Origin of the sequence: Mycobacterium sp. 48b, from assembly GCF_048282725.1 — a bacterium.
Taxonomy (GTDB): Bacteria; Actinomycetota; Actinomycetes; order Mycobacteriales; family Mycobacteriaceae; genus Mycobacterium.
The window spans coordinates 5,439,682-5,455,192 of record NZ_JBLVUL010000001.1; the positions used below are offsets into that span (position 1 = coordinate 5,439,682).

Below are 15,511 nucleotides of genomic sequence, written 5' to 3' on the forward strand. Positions count from 1 at the left end.
TTTCTTGTGTGAAAGTCAAGCGAAAGGGTGTGGTCGTGCGAATCCACCTACAGGTTGACGGCGATCCCGGCAACGCGAGCCAGAGTGCCCGCCAGATCGCGGAACTCGGGGCCGATGGCGCATTCTCGTTCGAGGGAAAGCACGATGTCTTCTTCCCGCTCCTCGTAGCCGCAGCAGAGACCGATCTGCACCTGATGACCAACGTGGCGATCGCCGGTCCGCGCAGCCCGCTGCATCTCGCACATACCGCCTACGACCTGCAGTGCTACAGCTCCGGCCGATTTCGGCTGGGCCTCGGCTCACAGATCCGGGTGCACATCGAGAAACGCTACGGCAGTGAGTGGGGCAAGCCCGCCGCCCGGATGGCCGAGTCGGTCGCCGCGGTCAAGGCCATCTTCGCCGCGTGGGAAGGCAAGGAACCGTTGACGTTTCGCGGCGAATACTTCACCCATACCTTGATGCCACCGAACTTCAACCCGGGACCCAATCCGTACGGCCCACCGCCGGTGTTGATGGGTGCGCTCGGTCCACTGATGACCCGCAAGGCCGCCGAGGTGGCCGACGGCCTCCTGGTGATGCCGTTCAACAGTGCCCGCCATTTCGCCGATCGAACCGTGCCGGCGATCAACGACGGACTTCAGCGCGCCGGTCGCGACCTGACCGATCTGCGGATCATCGCCCAGGCCATGGTGGCGGTGGGTCGCACGGAGAAGGATCTCGCCGAGGCGGTCGGCCGCGTCGCGTTCCTGATCGCCTTCTACGCGTCGACGCCGAACTACCGACCGGTTCTTGAAGCCGAGGACCTCGAACACCTTCAACCTCGCCTCAATGAACTGTCCAAGGCCGGCGACTATCCGGGCATGGCCGCACTCATCGACGAGGACACCGTCCGGACCTACGGCGTCGTGGGCACCCCTGAAGAATGCGCCGCCCAGATCCATCAACGCTACGGCGCATACGCATCCGATGTCTGCTGCTACTTCCCCGGTTACACGCCAGATCCCGGTGACGTCGCCGATCTTGTCGGCGCCGTCCAACGCCTGCCCGCAATGCGGTAATCGGAGCTTCCGGTGGCCAAGCCGTTGATCGCCGCCGAGGTGATCCACGAGCGCGCGCTGGCACTGCTCGACGCCGAGGGCATCGATGGATTGACGACGCGCCGCCTGGCCGCCGAACTGAAGATCTCGACTCGCACGCTCTACCAGCAAGTCGGCAATCGTGACATTTTGATCCGCGCCCTGGTGGCACGTCACCTGTCGCAACTCCGCATGGAATTTCACCCCCGCGACACCTGGGAGCAGACTGCCCAACAGTGGTGTCAGGGCTTGCGGGACACTCTTTTCGCCCATCCGCACCTCACCGAGCTCATGACCAATGACGACGGTGGCGCCATCATGGGCTACATCGACGATCTGATCGAAGCCTCTGCGTGTGAAGGGATCCCACATCCGACTGCCGTCGACTGCGCGCGGGCTCTGGTCAACCTGACCATCAATCACACGGTGATGGAGGTCCGGGGACTACGCGAACCCAAGCTGTCCCGGGAGTCCTTTGATGCGCATCATCTGGCCAGGGCCAACTTCAATCGGTCGATCGGATGGATTCTGGCCGGTGTCCGCGCCGAGACAAATGTCAAGACCACCCTTGTGTCCGATCACACAGCGCGTTACGGTTTAAGAAACCAGCGATACCTTAATTCCCCGCCAGCGATCCGGAGGCGAGAAGTGACTTCCCACGACGTCGAAACATTCATGAATCACCCACTCACGTACTGCGATGGGTCGGTGACCAAGATGCACAGCATTCCCCGCGCCGACCTCGAAGAACTGCAGCGCGAGGCAATGGCACGTCGGTTCGCCGAGCACCGCGAAAGCATCGAGATGGTCAACAAACTCGCCACTCGCCTCGGCGTTTCATCGGTTGAGAAGTTCGACGACATTGTGCCGTTGATGTTCTCGCACACCGCATACAAGTCCTATCCGGCAGCGCTTTTGGACAACAAGCGCTGGGATCTGCTGACCCGCTGGTTGAACAAGCTGACCTGTTACGACCTCTCCCATGTGGATGTCAGAGGGGCCGAGACCATCGACGAGTGGCTCGATTGCCTGGAAAGCCAGACGCCGGTACAGCTGGTTACTTCATCGGGCACGACGGGGACTTTCTCGATCATCCCGAAGGACGATGACACCACTGTCGAGGGTATGCATATCTGGAAGATGATGGTGTTCCAGACGTTCGGCAAGGAGCCGACCGAGGACGAGTTGCATCCCGCCGTCGACATCATCTGGCCCAATTACAGCGAAGGCCGCTTTGGGATGACCCGGATGGTTCCGTGGCTCAAACGCGAGTTCACCGGAGGTGACGAGAGCCGTTTCCACGCACTGTATTCCGGGGCAATGGATACCGACCTGATGTTCCTGGCCAACAAGATGCGCGCGGCAGCGGCAAAGGGTGAGCTGGACCGCCTTGAACTGGACCCAAAGTTGGCCGCCCGCAAGGACGAATTCATCGCCATGCAGGCCCGCCAGGCCACCGAAGTGCCTGAGTTCCTCACCCGCCTGACCAATCAGCTGGCCGGCAAGCGCGTCTTCATGCTCAACACCTATCCGCTCATGTACGCCTTGGCCTCGGCCGGTCTCGCCGAGGGCGTACGTGCCAACTTCGCGACGAACTCGGCGATTCTCACCGGCGGCGGCGCCAAAGGACAGGTGCTGCCCGAGAACTATATGGATGTGATCCGGGAGTTCTACGGCGTCCCGCGGATCCAGGAGGGCTACTCGTTCTCCGAACACAACGGCGTGCACTTCGCCTGTGAACAGGGTCGTTACCACATCCAGCCCTGGGTCATCCCTTTCGTGCTCGACCCGGTGACCAATGAACCGCTCCCCCGCTCGGGACGCCAGACCGGCCGGTTCGCGGTCTATGACGTTTACAACCAAAGTCACTGGGGCGGTGTGATCACCGGCGACGAGGTGACCATCGAGTTCAGCGAACCATGTCCCTGCGGTCGCACCTCGGTGTCGATCGACCACGACATCGTGCGGTTCAGTGAGAAGAAGGACGGTGCGGAAGACAAGATCTCCTGCGCGGCCACCCACGAGGTCCAGAACGAGGCCATCGACTTCCTCAAGGAGTTCCAGGGATGACCGAGTTCACGGTTCCGCTGTTCATCCGCGGAGAGTTGATCACCGACGACCTGATCCCCTTCGCAAGCCGCCTCGACCACATCTTCCGCGCACCCGACCCGGTCAAGCACATCGACCGTTTGCCATTGCGCAGCCCAGCCGACATGGCCGACCTCTACGACGTGCCGTTCGATGAGATCCTCGACGTCCTGACCGAACTCGGCAATGCGCTGGCATTCGAAACCAATGTCCACATCCAGGAAGCGTTCGAGGCCTGCCTGGTGTCGAACCCGATGCCCGAATCCATCCTGCGCACCGGGTACGTAGCACTACCTGCGATGTTCGACCGCGAGCAGATGCGTGAACTCGCCGACATCCAGGTCGGCATCGACTACCTGGAGGGCTGGGTCCCCCGAACCCTCATCGACGGCCGGCAGATCAACGTCCGCGCCTTCGGCGCGCGCACGTTGCACATCCCGGCAGGCAACGGCGGCCTGGTCGCAGGCATCACGGTGTTGCGGACGGCACTGACCCGCAGCGACGCCATCATCAAGGCACCGTCCAACGACCCACTCACGGCGATGGCGATCGCCCGAACATTGCACGACATCGCTCCCGACCACCCGATCACCCGCCACCTCGCCGTGGGCTACTGGAAGGGCGGCGACGAACACGTCGAGAAGAGGCTCTACCGCCCCGAGCACATCGAAAAGATCGTGGCCTGGGGTGGTTTGGCGTCGGTGAGACACGTAACCCGTTACCTTCAACCAGGTCTGGAGATGATCGCCCTCGACCCGAAGCGCAGCGCCACCATCATCGGCGCCGAAGCTTTCGAGGACGAGGAGACCCTGAGGGAGGTTGCCCAGCGCGCTGCCTGTGATGTCGGGGCCGGCAACCAGGAGGGCTGCGTGAATGCGCGGGTCATCTACGTGCTGTCCGGGACCGACAACCAGGGTCTGGAGCGAGCCAACCGGCTCGGCGAGCTGGTGTATGAAGCGATGATCAATCTGCCCGAGTTCATCAGCACCAAGCCGAAAGTCGTCGACAAGACCCTGCTGGAGAACATCGAAGGATCCCGGCTGACCGAGGATTGGTACCGCGTCTTCGGCGGTGAAGACGCCGAGGGTGCAATCGTGGTGTCCCAACTCGACGAACCGGTGCAGTATTCCACGATGTTGTCGGGCCGGGTCGCCAACATCGTGCCGGTCGACTCCATCGACAAGGTCACCGGCGCGGTCAATGCCTACACCCAGACCATCGGCATCTATCCCGAGTCGCTGAAAACCGACCTGCGGGACCGGCTCGCACTGTTCGGGGCACAGCGGTTCGTCTCACTGGGGTATGCAGCCAGCGTGAACTTCGAGATTCCACAGGACGCCATCGAACCGGTACGTCGCATGTGCAAGTGGATCGTCGACGAACACTGTGAACCGGACCGGGTCTTCCCATTGTGGCGGGCCCCGGAATTGCTCGGTGGCTGAAGCGCACATGAGGAGCTTCCCGAGCAGAACAGACGGTCTGGCCGAAGGCCTGGGCTTCACCGAGGGCCCGGTATGCCTGTCTGACGGACGGATCGCGGTGACCTCGATCAGTCACGGCTGCGTGTACGTGGTCGAGCCGGGAGGAGATGTCGACCGCATCATCACCGGTGGCGGGCCGAACGGTTTGGCCGTCGGACCTGACGGCGCCATGTACGTCGCCCAGAACGGCGGCATCTTCGGCGGCAGCGGGCCGGCGGAGCCGGGCGTGCAGGTGATCCGGGACGGCGCGGTCGACTACCTGGCCACCGGCATGAGCGCCCCCAACGACCTGGTCTTCGGGCCCGATGGCAGGTTGTGGGTCACCGACACCCGCGGCGAGGTCGACTTCTTCCACCCCGACCCGGACCTGCAGGGCTGGATCTGGGCGATCGACATCGAACTCGGAACCAGCGAGGTGATCCTTGACTCGGGCCCGGTTTTCCTCAACGGACTCGGATTCAGCCCCGATGGCACCCGTCTGATGGTCACCTCGACCTGCGAGGCCGCCCTGTACGCCTACGAGGTCGGCTGCTGGACGCGGGAAACGGTGTGCCAGTTCGACGCCGGATGGCCGGACGGCATGGCGGTAGGACGCGACGGAAGCGCATGGGTGGCACTCACCGGCGGTGATCGCCTCGACCAGATCAGTGCCACCGGCGAAATCGTCGGACGGGTCGGACTCGGCGAAGGTGCACTGCCCACCAATGTCTGCTTCGGAGCCACCGAACACGAACTGTTCGTGACGGCCTCCCGCCATGAAGCGCTATTACGAATCACTCTGCTGGACATCGCAGAGGACAATGGAGGTACCTGATGACGCTGCGACACTTACAGATCCGCGACGACGACGGGGTGCGCATCCTCACGATCGATCGTCCCGAGGCCAAGAACGCGCTCAACGGGCCGTTGCGCTCCGCGCTGCGCGACGCGCTCGGCACCGCCGACCACGACGATTCCGTCCGTGTGGTGGTGCTCACCGGCGTCGATCCGGTGTTCTCAGCCGGAGTCGATTTCAAACAGCTCGAACGTGGGCCCGGCGAGAACGGCGGACCGCTCGACATCAGCCCGGCGGCCGCCCTGCGCGCAATGCGTACACCGACCATCTGTGCGGTCAACGGGGCATGTGTGTCGGGTGGTCTGGAGATGGCCCTGAGCTGTTCCTTCATCATCGCGTCGGAGAAGGCCCGATTTGCCGACACACACGCATTGCTCGGCGTGATCCCGACCTGGGGTCTCACGGCGCTGCTCCCCCGTGCCGTCGGTGTCCGCAAGGCGCGGCAGATGTCCGTCACCGGAGAGTTCATCGACGCATACGAGGCCCTGCGGCTCGGTCTGGTGAATCAGGTTGTGCCCCATGGCGATCTGATGAACACCGTCACGACGATCGCGCACCGCATCCCCGCCAACAGCGCTGTCGGCGAGATGCTCGGTCTGTACGCGCGCGGCGAGGATCTGTCCCTGGCCGGCGCGCTGGCAGCAGAAACCGCCCTCAGCGTGGGCCGCACCTACGACCTCGACGCGTTCACCTCCGCTGGCCGCGCCACCGCCGCCCATCAACGACTTCCGCTGGGAGAGAACTGATCATGCGTTACCGACAACTGGGTAGTTCCGATCTTCAGGTCTCGGAGATCTCACTGGGGTCATGGCTGACCTTCTCCGGTGGGGTCGAGTTCGACCAGACCACTGCCTGCACTGCGGCGGCTCTGGACGCCGGGATCAACTTCTTCGACACCGCCAACGCCTACGGCCAGGGCAGCGCCGAATCTGCCTGGGGTGAGATCCTTTCGGCGCATCCGCGCGACACATATGTGTTGGCCACCAAGCTATTCGCACCCATGTCGGAGGACCCAGCCGATTGCGGCCTGTCGGCGACCCAGATCCACAAGCAACTCGATGCGTCGCTGCGACGACTGCGCACCGACTATATCGACCTCTACCAGGCCCACCGCTTCGACATCAACGTGCCTTTGGAGGAGACCGTCGAGGCGTTCCAGGCGGTGGTCCGGTCGGGAAAGGCGCGCTACATCGGCTTCAGCGAATGGACCCCGGAGCAGATCCGCACCGCGATCGAGATAGGCGGGGACGGGTTGTTCGTCTCCTCGCAGCCCCAGTATTCGATGCTCTGGCGCAGTCCGGAGGCCGAGGTGTTCGAACTGTGTGCGGCACACCGGATCTCCCAGGTCGTCTGGTCGCCACTCGCCCAGGGCGTGCTGACCGGGAAATACAAACCCGAACAAGAGGTTCCGGCGGACAGCCGCTTCGCGAGCCCGACCATGGGCGTGGCCAAAGCCAGATACAGCGACGACGTTCTGAAAGCCGTCCAGCAACTGGTCTCCATTGCCGAGGATGCGGGAATCGACACGGCGACCATGGCCCTGGCCTGGGTGTTACGCCGGAGAGAGGTGGCCTCGGCCATCACCGGCGCCTCGCGTCCGGAACAGGTCTACGCCAACGCTGCGGCCTCCGGCCTCGAGCTCGACGCCGAAACTCTCGCCCGCATCGACAGCGTGCTGGGCGCGGTCGCAGTCACCCAACCCAAGCTCGCGGTCGGCTCGGTCGAAGGCGTGTTGCGCCGCTGACTACTTCCTCTTGACCGCAGCGTCGGCACGCACGCCGGTCAAGATCCATCGGATCGAGGTCAGGAAGTTCTTCTCGATGCGCCGGCTCTCCGCCGCCGTGCCCTCCGACAGCTTGGGTTCGCGCAGTGCGCGCACCTCCATCACCGTGTGGTTGATGGTGAGGTTCACCAGCGCACGCGAGCACTCGACCGCGAGAGCCCGCGGAATCCCTTCGTTCAGTGTGGATTTCAGCAATTCATCCACGTAGTCCATCACCGCGGCGCGGTCGTCGATCGTCATGAGCTCGGTCAGGAACGGATGGGCGCGCAACGCGTCGTGCAGGCCTTTGCACCACTTCAGGGCCGTGGTCTCCCAGTCGTCATACTCCCGAAAATCCAGGCGCAGCGCAGACAGGTGCCGGGAGACCAGCGCCCGAATGAGCTCATCGCGATTGCCGACCTGCTGATAGAGCGTGCGCGTGGAGATCTTGAGCTCGGAGGCAAGCCGTCGCGTCGTGAGCGCTTCGGCGCCCTCCGCATCAAGCAGCGCCAAGGATCGCTCAAGGATCACCTCGACAGGGATCAGCGGCTTGGCCATTCAAGGATCGTACAAGGCCGATCACATGGAGTTTGCCGCTTGCGCGTCGGCCCGCGCCTGGGCTACGCGGTCTTGAACTTCAACAGCGTCCGGGTCAGGTGCAGACTGGTGATCTGCCATGTGCCGTCACGCTTTTCGTACGTCTCGTGGTAATGGCCCGCCCCGTGCAGTTCGCCGCCGTCGGGGAAGAACAGCATGTCCTCCATGGCCCAGATGCCGGTCGCGGTGGTCTCGGAGGTGAGCATGATCTCCGGGGTGTGGCAGTGGTGCACCGTTGCCGCGTGCTCGACCCCACCCCAGACCACCGGGAAGAACTCGTCGAAACCGTTCAGCGGTGGGGCCGTCTGCGGATCGGCACCCCCGGTCGAGACCGCCATGTCGAGCTTCACCACAACCTCGTCGACGAACAATCCCCGCCACGCGTCGATGTCCTTGGTGTCCAAGAACCTGCAGTACCGGGCCTTGAGCTGCTTGATCGCCTCGATGTCGTCGGACAACGGATCACCTCCTGGTCGGCTGCGGCGAACTATACGGTAAGTGCCTCGGTTGATCGCGGACCGATTCCAACCCTGCACCCTTCCTCTGCAGAAAGAGCTACTGTAATGTCTTCCGTACCTATTGCGAGAGCAGTCCGAACAGGAGGCAGCTGGCCATGAAAGTGCCTTTCACCTGGAAGGTCACCGGCTGGTTCATGATCGGCTGGTCGGCCGAGTACGAGGTCGGCGACGTGAAGGCGCTGAAGTACTTCGGCGAGGATCTCGCCGCCTACCGCGACGAGTCCGGCGAGCTGCACGTGCTGGAAGCGCACTGCAAGCACCTGGGTGCCCACATCGGTCACGGCGGCAAGGTTGTCGGCGACTGCGTGGAGTGCCCGTTCCACGGCTGGCGCTGGGGGCCCGAAGGCAACAACACCTATATCCCGTATCAGCCAGACAAGCCCAATCGTGGCCTGCGGCTACGCTCCTATCCCGTCAGGGAGCAGTACGGCTGCATCTTCATGTGGTACCAGCCCGACGGCAAAGAACCGCAGTGGGAACTGCCCGACATCTTCCACAAGTTCCCCCAGTTCGAGACCGATCCGAACGCGTACTACCGGCCCTACCCGGAGTTCTCCAGCCGGGCCGACGCGATCCCGGTGCACCCGCAGATCGTGGCCGAAAACGGCCCGGACAGTTCACACTTCCGCTATGTCCACGGCGCGACCGTGACCCCGGTGTGCCTGCACTGGGAGCACGTCGACGAGGAATGGCGGTTCCTGACCGGTTGGCCCGACGCCCGCAGCGACGATCCGGACAAGATGGCACTGCGGATCCACAGCCACTTCTCGGGCCTCGGCTTCGCCATGAGCGCCTTCGAAGGCTCGTCCAACCACCGGCTGATCTTCGCCTGCACCCCGGTCGACGACGAGGTGTCGGACATGTTCTATTCGATCTGGTGGCCCAAACTGCCCGGTGAGACCTCCGACATCCCACCCGAACAGGTCCGCAAGCAGGTCGAGAAACAGTTCCTCAAGACCGTATGGGAGGACTGCGACATCTGGCGCTATCAGAAATACGTCGAGCATCCGCCGCTGGCCAAGATCGACGCGAAACCGTACATGGCGATGCGGAAGTGGGCGACGCAGTTCTACGAGGTTCCCGCCGGCGACAGCGTCGCACACGCATGAAGATCGACCTGGCGGATCTGGTCGCCCCCGAGCACACGGCGATCGTCACCCAGGAGTGCCAGGGCGCGGTGGTCGGCCCGAACGCAGGGCTGGCCGCTTTGGCCGACGAGGCCCGCCGGGTGGCGCTACCCAACATCGCCAGGCTGTTGCCCGCCGCGCGGGCCGCCTCGGCCAAAGTGGTGCACTGTCTGGTGCAGCGACGCCCGGACGGGCTCGGCTCCAACCACAATGCCAAGATCTTCGCGATCGGCCGCAACGACGTCGGCATCCTGCCCGGCAGCCCCGGCGCAACGCTACTTCCCGAATTCGGGCCTGAGGCAGACGATCTCGTGCTGTCCCGCTGGCACGGCCTGGGCCCGATGGGCGGCACGGACCTGGACGCGATCCTGCGTAACCTCGGGGTGCGCACCATCGTGGCCGTGGGAGTCTCGGTGAACATCGCGATCACCAACCTGGTGATGGACGCGGTCAACGCCGGGTACCGGGTGGTGTTGCCGCGCGACGCGGTGGCAGGCATCCCGACGGCGTATGCCGACGCGGTCATCGACAACACACTGTCGTTGCTGGCCACCGTCACCACCACCGAGGACCTGCTGCACGCCTGGCAGCACTGACCCAAACCCGCTCCCCGGACCGCCCTTTAGGAGAAGCCCGTGCAGTTCACCGTTCCGGCCGTCGCCGAAGCCGTCGCCGCCGCCCTCGGAGACCGCCCTCTGATCGTCCAGGGCGACCGGCGATTCACCTACCGCCAGATAGTGGACCGGTCGAATCGGCTGGCGGCATATCTGCATTCGCGCGGGCTCGGCGCGCGCACCGAGCGCGGCGAACTGGCCGGCCACGAGGTGGGTCAGGACCTGCTGGGCATCTACGCCTACAACGGTCCCGAGTTCGTCGAATCCCTGCTCGGTTCTTTCCGCTCCCGGGTGGCGCCGTTCAACGTGAACTATCGCTATGTCAAGAACGAGCTGCAGTATCTGCTCGCCGATTCCGGCGCGTCTGCGCTCGTGTACCACGCGGCCTTCGCTCCGCGGGTGGCCGAAATTCTCGCCGACCTTCCCTCGCTGCACGTCCTGATCCAGATCGCCGACGACTCGGGCAATGAACTACTGGACGGCGCAGTGGACTACGAGTCGATCGTCGGCTCGTCAACGACGGCGGCACCTCCTGTCGAACCCAGCCCCGACGATCTCTACGTGCTCTACACCGGCGGCACCACCGGTATGCCCAAGGGCGTGCTGTGGCGCCAGCACGACATCTTCATGACCGCGTTCGGCGGACGCAACATGGTGACCGGAGAGAAAGCGCAGTCGGTCGAGGAGATCGTCGGACGGGCGGTCGACAATCCGGGCACGAAGCTGCTCATTCTCCCGCCGCTGATTCACGGTGCGGCGCAATGGGGTGCGATGACGGCCGTGACCACCGGCCAGACCGTCGTGTTCCCCAGCGTCGTCGACCATTTCGATGCCGACGACGTGGTCCGCACCATCGAACGCGAACAGGTGTTGGTGGCCACGGTGGTGGGCGACGCGATGGCCCGCCCATTGCTGGATGCGATCAAGAGCAGCGTCGAGGACGGCACCGTCGACGTGTCTTCTCTCTCCGTCGTGGCCAACGGCGGAGCCCAGCTGACGCCTTACGTCAAACAGCAACTCATCGATGCCAAAGCCAACCTCATCGTCATCGACGGGGTGGGATCCTCCGAGACCGGAGCGCAGATGAGCCACATGTCGGCTCCTGGTGCGGTATCGACGGGAACGTTCAACGCCGGGCCCGATACCTGCGTGGTGACCGAGGATTTCACGGCCGTGCTGCCGGCCGGCCACGACGGGTTGGGTTGGCTCGCGCAGCGCGGGTTCGTGCCGCTGGGATACAAGGGTGACGCCACCAAGACCGCTGCCACGTTCCCGGTGATCGACGGTGTGCGCTATGCGACGCCGGGCGACCGGGCCCGCCATCTGGACAGCGGGGCGATCGAGCTGCTCGGCCGTGACTCGGTGACGATCAATTCCGGTGGCGAGAAGATCTTCGCCGAGGAGGTCGAATCCGCGATCGCCTCACATCCCGCGGTGCGGGATGTGGTGGTCACCGGCCGGCCCAGTGAACGGTGGGGACAGGAAGTCGTGGCTGTCGTGGCGCTGGCCGAGGACGCCGCGGCCACGGCCGAGGAGCTCATCGGGCACGCCGAATCCTCGATCGCCCGCTACAAGCTGCCCAAGGCCGTGGTGTTCCGCCCCGTCATCGAGCGCAGCCCCGCCGGTAAGGCCGATTACCGCTGGGCCCGGGAGCAGGCCGTCAGCGAAACTTCTTGAGCCGGGCGGCGGTTCGTCTGCGGGCGCGCCGCAGGTTGAGGTCGGCGCTGACCCGCATGGACCCGGTGAACGGCTTGGCCGCCTGACCGGTGATGCTGAACGGCAGGTCGGAGCCCACCACGGTGCGGTAGTGGCTGAAGGCATCGAAACCGGCCTTACCGTGGTAGGCGCCGGTCCCGCTGCGTCCGACGCCACCGAAAGGCGCACTCGACGGGATCATGTGCGCGGCGAAGTCGTTGCGGGCCACGCCACCGCTGCGGGTATGGCTGACGAAGTGCCGGAAATCGGCGTCGTCGGGCCCGAACCAGTACGCCACCAACGGAGACGGGTTGGCGTTGATGTGGTCGATTGCCTCTGCGAGCCTGGAGTACCCGCGCACCACCAACACCGGCCCGAACACCTCTTCGCTCGCGATCCGCATCCGGTCGTCGACATCGCGCACGATGGTCGGGGCGATCTTGCGAGATCCCGGATCGGGCAGGACCTCCCCCGCGGGGACGACAGAATCGATCCGGGCCCCATGGGCACGGGCGTCGGCGATCAGGCCGACCACGCGGTCGAAGTTGGCCTGGTTCACCGAGGAGCAGTAGTCAGCGTTGCCGATGATGTTGGGAAACAGACCACTCAGGGTTTTCCGCGCGACCTCGACGAACCGGTCCACCTGTGGCTCCGGGACGAACACATAGTCCGGGCACACGCACACCTGACCACCATTGACCATGCGCGCCTGGGCGATTCGGCTTGCCGCCCGTTCGATGTCGGCCCCGGGTGACAGCACCACAGGGTTCTTGCCGCCCAATTCCAGCGTCACCGGAACCAGATTGTCCGCGGCCGCACGCGCCACCAGCGCCCCGATCGACGGCGAGCCCGTAAAGAAGAGGTGGTCGAACGGTAGGCCGGCGAACTCGGCAGCCACCTCGGGTCCCCCGGTGACCACCTGCAGCTCGGTGGCGTCGAAATACTTCGGCGCGGTCGTCGCCATCAGTTCGGCGGTACGGGGCGTGACTTCCGACATCTTGATCATCACCCGGTTGCCCGCGGCAAAAGCGGTGGCCGCAGGCAGCACCGTCAACTGGATCGGGAAGTTCCACGGCCCGATGACACCGATGACACCGAGCGGGCTGGGCAACACTTCGGCCCGCAGCCCCGCGAACCGGGCAGCCCGCATCAGCTTCGTCGCACGCATCCATTGCGGCACATGCGCTCGGGTGTGCTCGATGACCGAGAGCATGCCCAGGATCTCGGCGAAGAACGCCGCCGAGCGCGACCGCGATCCGTAGTCGGCCGCGGTGGCGGCGACGAAGTCCTCGGAGTTGTCCAAAACCATCGCGAGCAGACGGTCAATACGGTTGCGGCGCAGCGCGACATCGGGCGGGCCGTCGGCGATGAACGACCGGCGCTGGGCAGCCAGCAGCTCATCCAGCCCGTCGCGTTGCGGCGGCACTGCCGCACGCTCCTCGATCGCGCTCATCGAATCCGTCTCCCGCCAGCCACGCGTCACCGAATACTCCGGAGTTGCCTCCGGTAAGGCTAACGGTAGCACCCATCGAACAGGTCGAAGCCGATTGTCCGGATGGCCCGAATTGTTTACAGTCATCCTTACTGTCGTTCATTCAGTGAGAGGTCGTCGCATGGCGGAAACCGCACGCAGAATCGTCGTCGTCGGAGCCGGGTCCGGGATCGGAGCGGCCACCGCGGCGCACTTCGTCGAGCGGGGCGACCACGTGCTCGCGGTCGACGTGCGCCCCAATGACACCCCGGCGTCGGAGCACGCCACCTGCGACCTGCGGGACGCTGCCGACATCACGCGACTGCTGGGCGAGATCGGCGATGGCTGGGACATGCTCGCCCATGTCGCGGGGGTGCCGGGGACCGCACCGGCCGCCGATGTCCTCAAGGTCAACTATCTCGGCATGCGGTTGATGGCCGAAGGCATGCTGCCACTGCTGCGCCACGGCGGCTCGATCGTCACCGTGGCATCGACCGCCGCGCTGGGCTGGCAGCAGCGCATCGACATCCTCGACGGGTTGCTCGAGCTCACCGACGGGGATGCGGTGGCACAGTGGCAGACCGGGCAGGATCCGGATTTCCCGGTGTACACCACCTCCAAGCAGGCCGCGATCCTGTTCGCCAAGCGGGTCTCGGGGCCGGCCTGGACCAAGTACAGAGTGCGGGTCAACACGGTCAGCCCGGGCCCGGTCCAGACGCCCATCCTGTCGGACTTCGAGGCGACGATGGGCAAGGACGTCCTCGATCTCGTGCGCGCGACCGTCGGCCGGCATGCCACCGTCGACGACGTCGTTCCGCTGATCGCCTTCCTGGCGTCCCCCGAGGCGCGCTGGATCAACGGTCAGGACATCCAGGTCGACGCAGGCTTCATCGCGGCCATGAGCAACGGCACCCCGATCGCGCTCTGATCGCTGCCCGAACCAGCGCCGATCGCGTTACTGTAATATTTACAGTAATATGATCTGGGAGTTGAGTCCGTTCCGAGCGGTGGGGTGAGCTGTGGGTAGTGAAGTGCAGGATCTGACGGTCGACGGGCCGGTTGACGACACCGCCACCCTGCTGCGCGATCCGTACCCGATCTTCGCGCGGCACCGCGCCGAGCACGGCGTATTCCGCGGTTCGGTCATGGACTGGTCGAAGACACCGGAATCGCTTCTGCCGGAACATCAATTCGCCGCCGTGTCCTTCGATGCGGTCAATACCGTCTTCCGGGACGGCAAGTCGTTCAACTCCAAGATCTACGACAACACCATCGGGCTGTTCATCGGACCGACGATCCTGGCCATGGAGGGCAAGACCCACCGCGAACACCGCAACCTGGTCTCGGCGGCTTTCAAGTCACGCTCGCTACAGCGCTGGGAACCCGAGATCGTCCGCCCGATCTGCGAGGCGCTCGTCGACGAGTTCATCGAGTCCGGCAGTGCCGATCTGGTGCGCGACTTCACCTTCGAGTTCCCCACCCGGGTCATCTCCAAGCTGCTGGGTCTGCCTGAGGAAGACCTGCCATGGTTCCGGCAGCGCGCGGTGGAACTGATCAGCTACACGGTGAAGTACAAGCGCGCATTCGAGGCCTCGGCGGCGCTCAAGGACTATTTCCTCGGCCAGATCGATCTGCGCCGCTCCAATCCCACCGACGACATCATCGGCGATCTCGTCACCGCGGAGATCGACGGCGAGAAGCTGACCGACGAGGCCATCTACTCGTTCCTGCGATTGCTCCTGCCTGCCGGGCTGGAGACCACCTACCGGTCCTCGGGCAACCTGATCTACCTGCTGCTCACCCACCCCGAGCAGTTCGCCGCGGTACAGGCCGACCACGAGCTGATCGGCCAGGCCATCGAGGAGGGGCTGCGCTACGAAACCCCGCTCACCACGGTGCAACGTTCCACCACCCAGGACACCGAACTCGACGGCGTGGCCCTGCCCGCGGGTGCGGTGATCGACGTCTGCATGGGCTCGGCCAACCGCGACGAGAATCGCTGGGAACGGCCCGAGGAGTTCGACATCTTCCGAAAGCGGGTCCCGCACATCACCTTTGCTGCCGGCGAGCACACCTGCATGGGCCTGCACCTGGCCAGGATGGAGACCAGGGTGGCCATGGAGAGCCTGCTCGGCCGCGTGCGCAACATCAACCTGGTCACCGACGACGATCCGCACATCTTCGGTCAGCCGTTCCGCTCCCCCACCGCCATACCCGTCACCTTCGAGCCGATCCGCTAGAAGGACG

The 15,511-nt window shown here is 64.7% G+C and carries 14 protein-coding genes; 11 read left to right on the forward strand and 3 right to left on the reverse strand.

From position 1 onward, the window contains the following. Positions 1-35 precede the first annotated feature (35 nt). The 6 genes from ACNQR1_RS26575 to ACNQR1_RS26600 are packed head-to-tail and all read left to right on the forward strand — an operon-like array spanning position 36 to position 7,224. Complete coding sequence (locus tag ACNQR1_RS26575; RefSeq protein ID WP_418050519.1) at positions 36-1,058, forward strand: TIGR03617 family F420-dependent LLM class oxidoreductase; 1,023 nt, start codon at positions 36-38, stop codon at positions 1,056-1,058. Positions 1,059-1,070: 12 nt separating this feature from the next. Beyond that, the gene (locus ACNQR1_RS26580; RefSeq protein WP_418048610.1) at positions 1,071-3,146 is read left to right on the forward strand and encodes a hypothetical protein; all 2,076 of its coding nucleotides are present in this window, start codon (positions 1,071-1,073) and stop codon (positions 3,144-3,146) included. Beyond that, positions 3,143-4,606: an acyl-CoA reductase gene (locus ACNQR1_RS26585; protein ID WP_418048611.1), complete on the forward strand. Its 1,464-nt coding sequence runs from the start codon at positions 3,143-3,145 to the stop codon at positions 4,604-4,606. The genes ACNQR1_RS26580 and ACNQR1_RS26585 overlap by 4 nt, the downstream gene beginning before the upstream one ends. Further along, positions 4,599-5,459 carry an SMP-30/gluconolactonase/LRE family protein gene (locus tag ACNQR1_RS26590; protein ID WP_418048612.1) on the forward strand — a complete coding sequence of 287 codons (861 nt, stop codon included), beginning with the start codon at positions 4,599-4,601 and terminating at the stop codon, positions 5,457-5,459. The genes ACNQR1_RS26585 and ACNQR1_RS26590 overlap by 8 nt, the downstream gene beginning before the upstream one ends. Further along, positions 5,459-6,226, forward strand: a complete 768-nt coding sequence (locus tag ACNQR1_RS26595; RefSeq protein ID WP_418048613.1) for an enoyl-CoA hydratase — start codon at positions 5,459-5,461, stop codon at positions 6,224-6,226. Before ACNQR1_RS26590 ends, ACNQR1_RS26595 begins: the two co-directional genes overlap by 1 nt. A gap of 2 nt (positions 6,227-6,228) precedes the next feature. Then, a complete protein-coding gene (locus tag ACNQR1_RS26600) occupies positions 6,229-7,224 on the forward strand; it encodes an aldo/keto reductase family protein (RefSeq protein ID WP_418048614.1) in 996 nt (331 codons plus the stop codon). Here ACNQR1_RS26600 and ACNQR1_RS26605 read toward each other — a convergent pair whose 3' ends face one another. Together ACNQR1_RS26605 and ACNQR1_RS26610 are read right to left on the reverse strand one after the other, a co-directional pair. Continuing rightward, complete coding sequence (locus tag ACNQR1_RS26605; RefSeq protein ID WP_418048615.1) at positions 7,225-7,800, reverse strand: TetR/AcrR family transcriptional regulator; 576 nt, start codon at positions 7,798-7,800, stop codon at positions 7,225-7,227. Between the two features lie 62 nt (positions 7,801-7,862). Beyond that, complete coding sequence (locus tag ACNQR1_RS26610; protein WP_418048616.1) at positions 7,863-8,297, reverse strand: nuclear transport factor 2 family protein; 435 nt, start codon at positions 8,295-8,297, stop codon at positions 7,863-7,865. A 155-nt stretch (positions 8,298-8,452) separates the two neighbouring features. Between ACNQR1_RS26610 and ACNQR1_RS26615 the strand changes: the two genes are divergently transcribed. The 3 genes from ACNQR1_RS26615 to ACNQR1_RS26625 are packed head-to-tail and all read left to right on the forward strand — an operon-like array spanning position 8,453 to position 11,775. Then, a complete protein-coding gene (locus ACNQR1_RS26615) occupies positions 8,453-9,466 on the forward strand; it encodes a Rieske 2Fe-2S domain-containing protein (RefSeq protein ID WP_418048617.1) in 1,014 nt (337 codons plus the stop codon). Beyond that, positions 9,463-10,080: a cysteine hydrolase gene (locus ACNQR1_RS26620; RefSeq protein WP_418048618.1), complete on the forward strand. Its 618-nt coding sequence runs from the start codon at positions 9,463-9,465 to the stop codon at positions 10,078-10,080. The genes ACNQR1_RS26615 and ACNQR1_RS26620 overlap by 4 nt, the downstream gene beginning before the upstream one ends. A 39-nt stretch (positions 10,081-10,119) precedes the next feature. Continuing rightward, the gene (locus tag ACNQR1_RS26625) at positions 10,120-11,775 is read left to right on the forward strand and encodes an acyl-CoA synthetase (RefSeq protein ID WP_418048619.1); all 1,656 of its coding nucleotides are present in this window, start codon (positions 10,120-10,122) and stop codon (positions 11,773-11,775) included. Here the strand turns inward: ACNQR1_RS26625 and ACNQR1_RS26630 are convergent. Then, positions 11,759-13,246: a coniferyl aldehyde dehydrogenase gene (locus tag ACNQR1_RS26630; RefSeq protein WP_418050520.1), complete on the reverse strand. Its 1,488-nt coding sequence runs from the start codon at positions 13,244-13,246 to the stop codon at positions 11,759-11,761. The genes ACNQR1_RS26625 and ACNQR1_RS26630 overlap by 17 nt on opposite strands. A 160-nt stretch (positions 13,247-13,406) precedes the next feature. On the opposite strand from ACNQR1_RS26630, the gene ACNQR1_RS26635 reads away from it, so the two are divergent. Beyond that, on the forward strand, positions 13,407-14,192 hold the full coding sequence (locus tag ACNQR1_RS26635; RefSeq protein ID WP_418048620.1) for an SDR family oxidoreductase: 786 nt from the start codon (positions 13,407-13,409) through the stop codon (positions 14,190-14,192). 91 nt (positions 14,193-14,283) lie between these two features. After that, positions 14,284-15,504 carry a cytochrome P450 gene (locus tag ACNQR1_RS26640; RefSeq protein WP_418048621.1) on the forward strand — a complete coding sequence of 407 codons (1,221 nt, stop codon included), beginning with the start codon at positions 14,284-14,286 and terminating at the stop codon, positions 15,502-15,504. Positions 15,505-15,511: the final 7 nt, after the last annotated feature.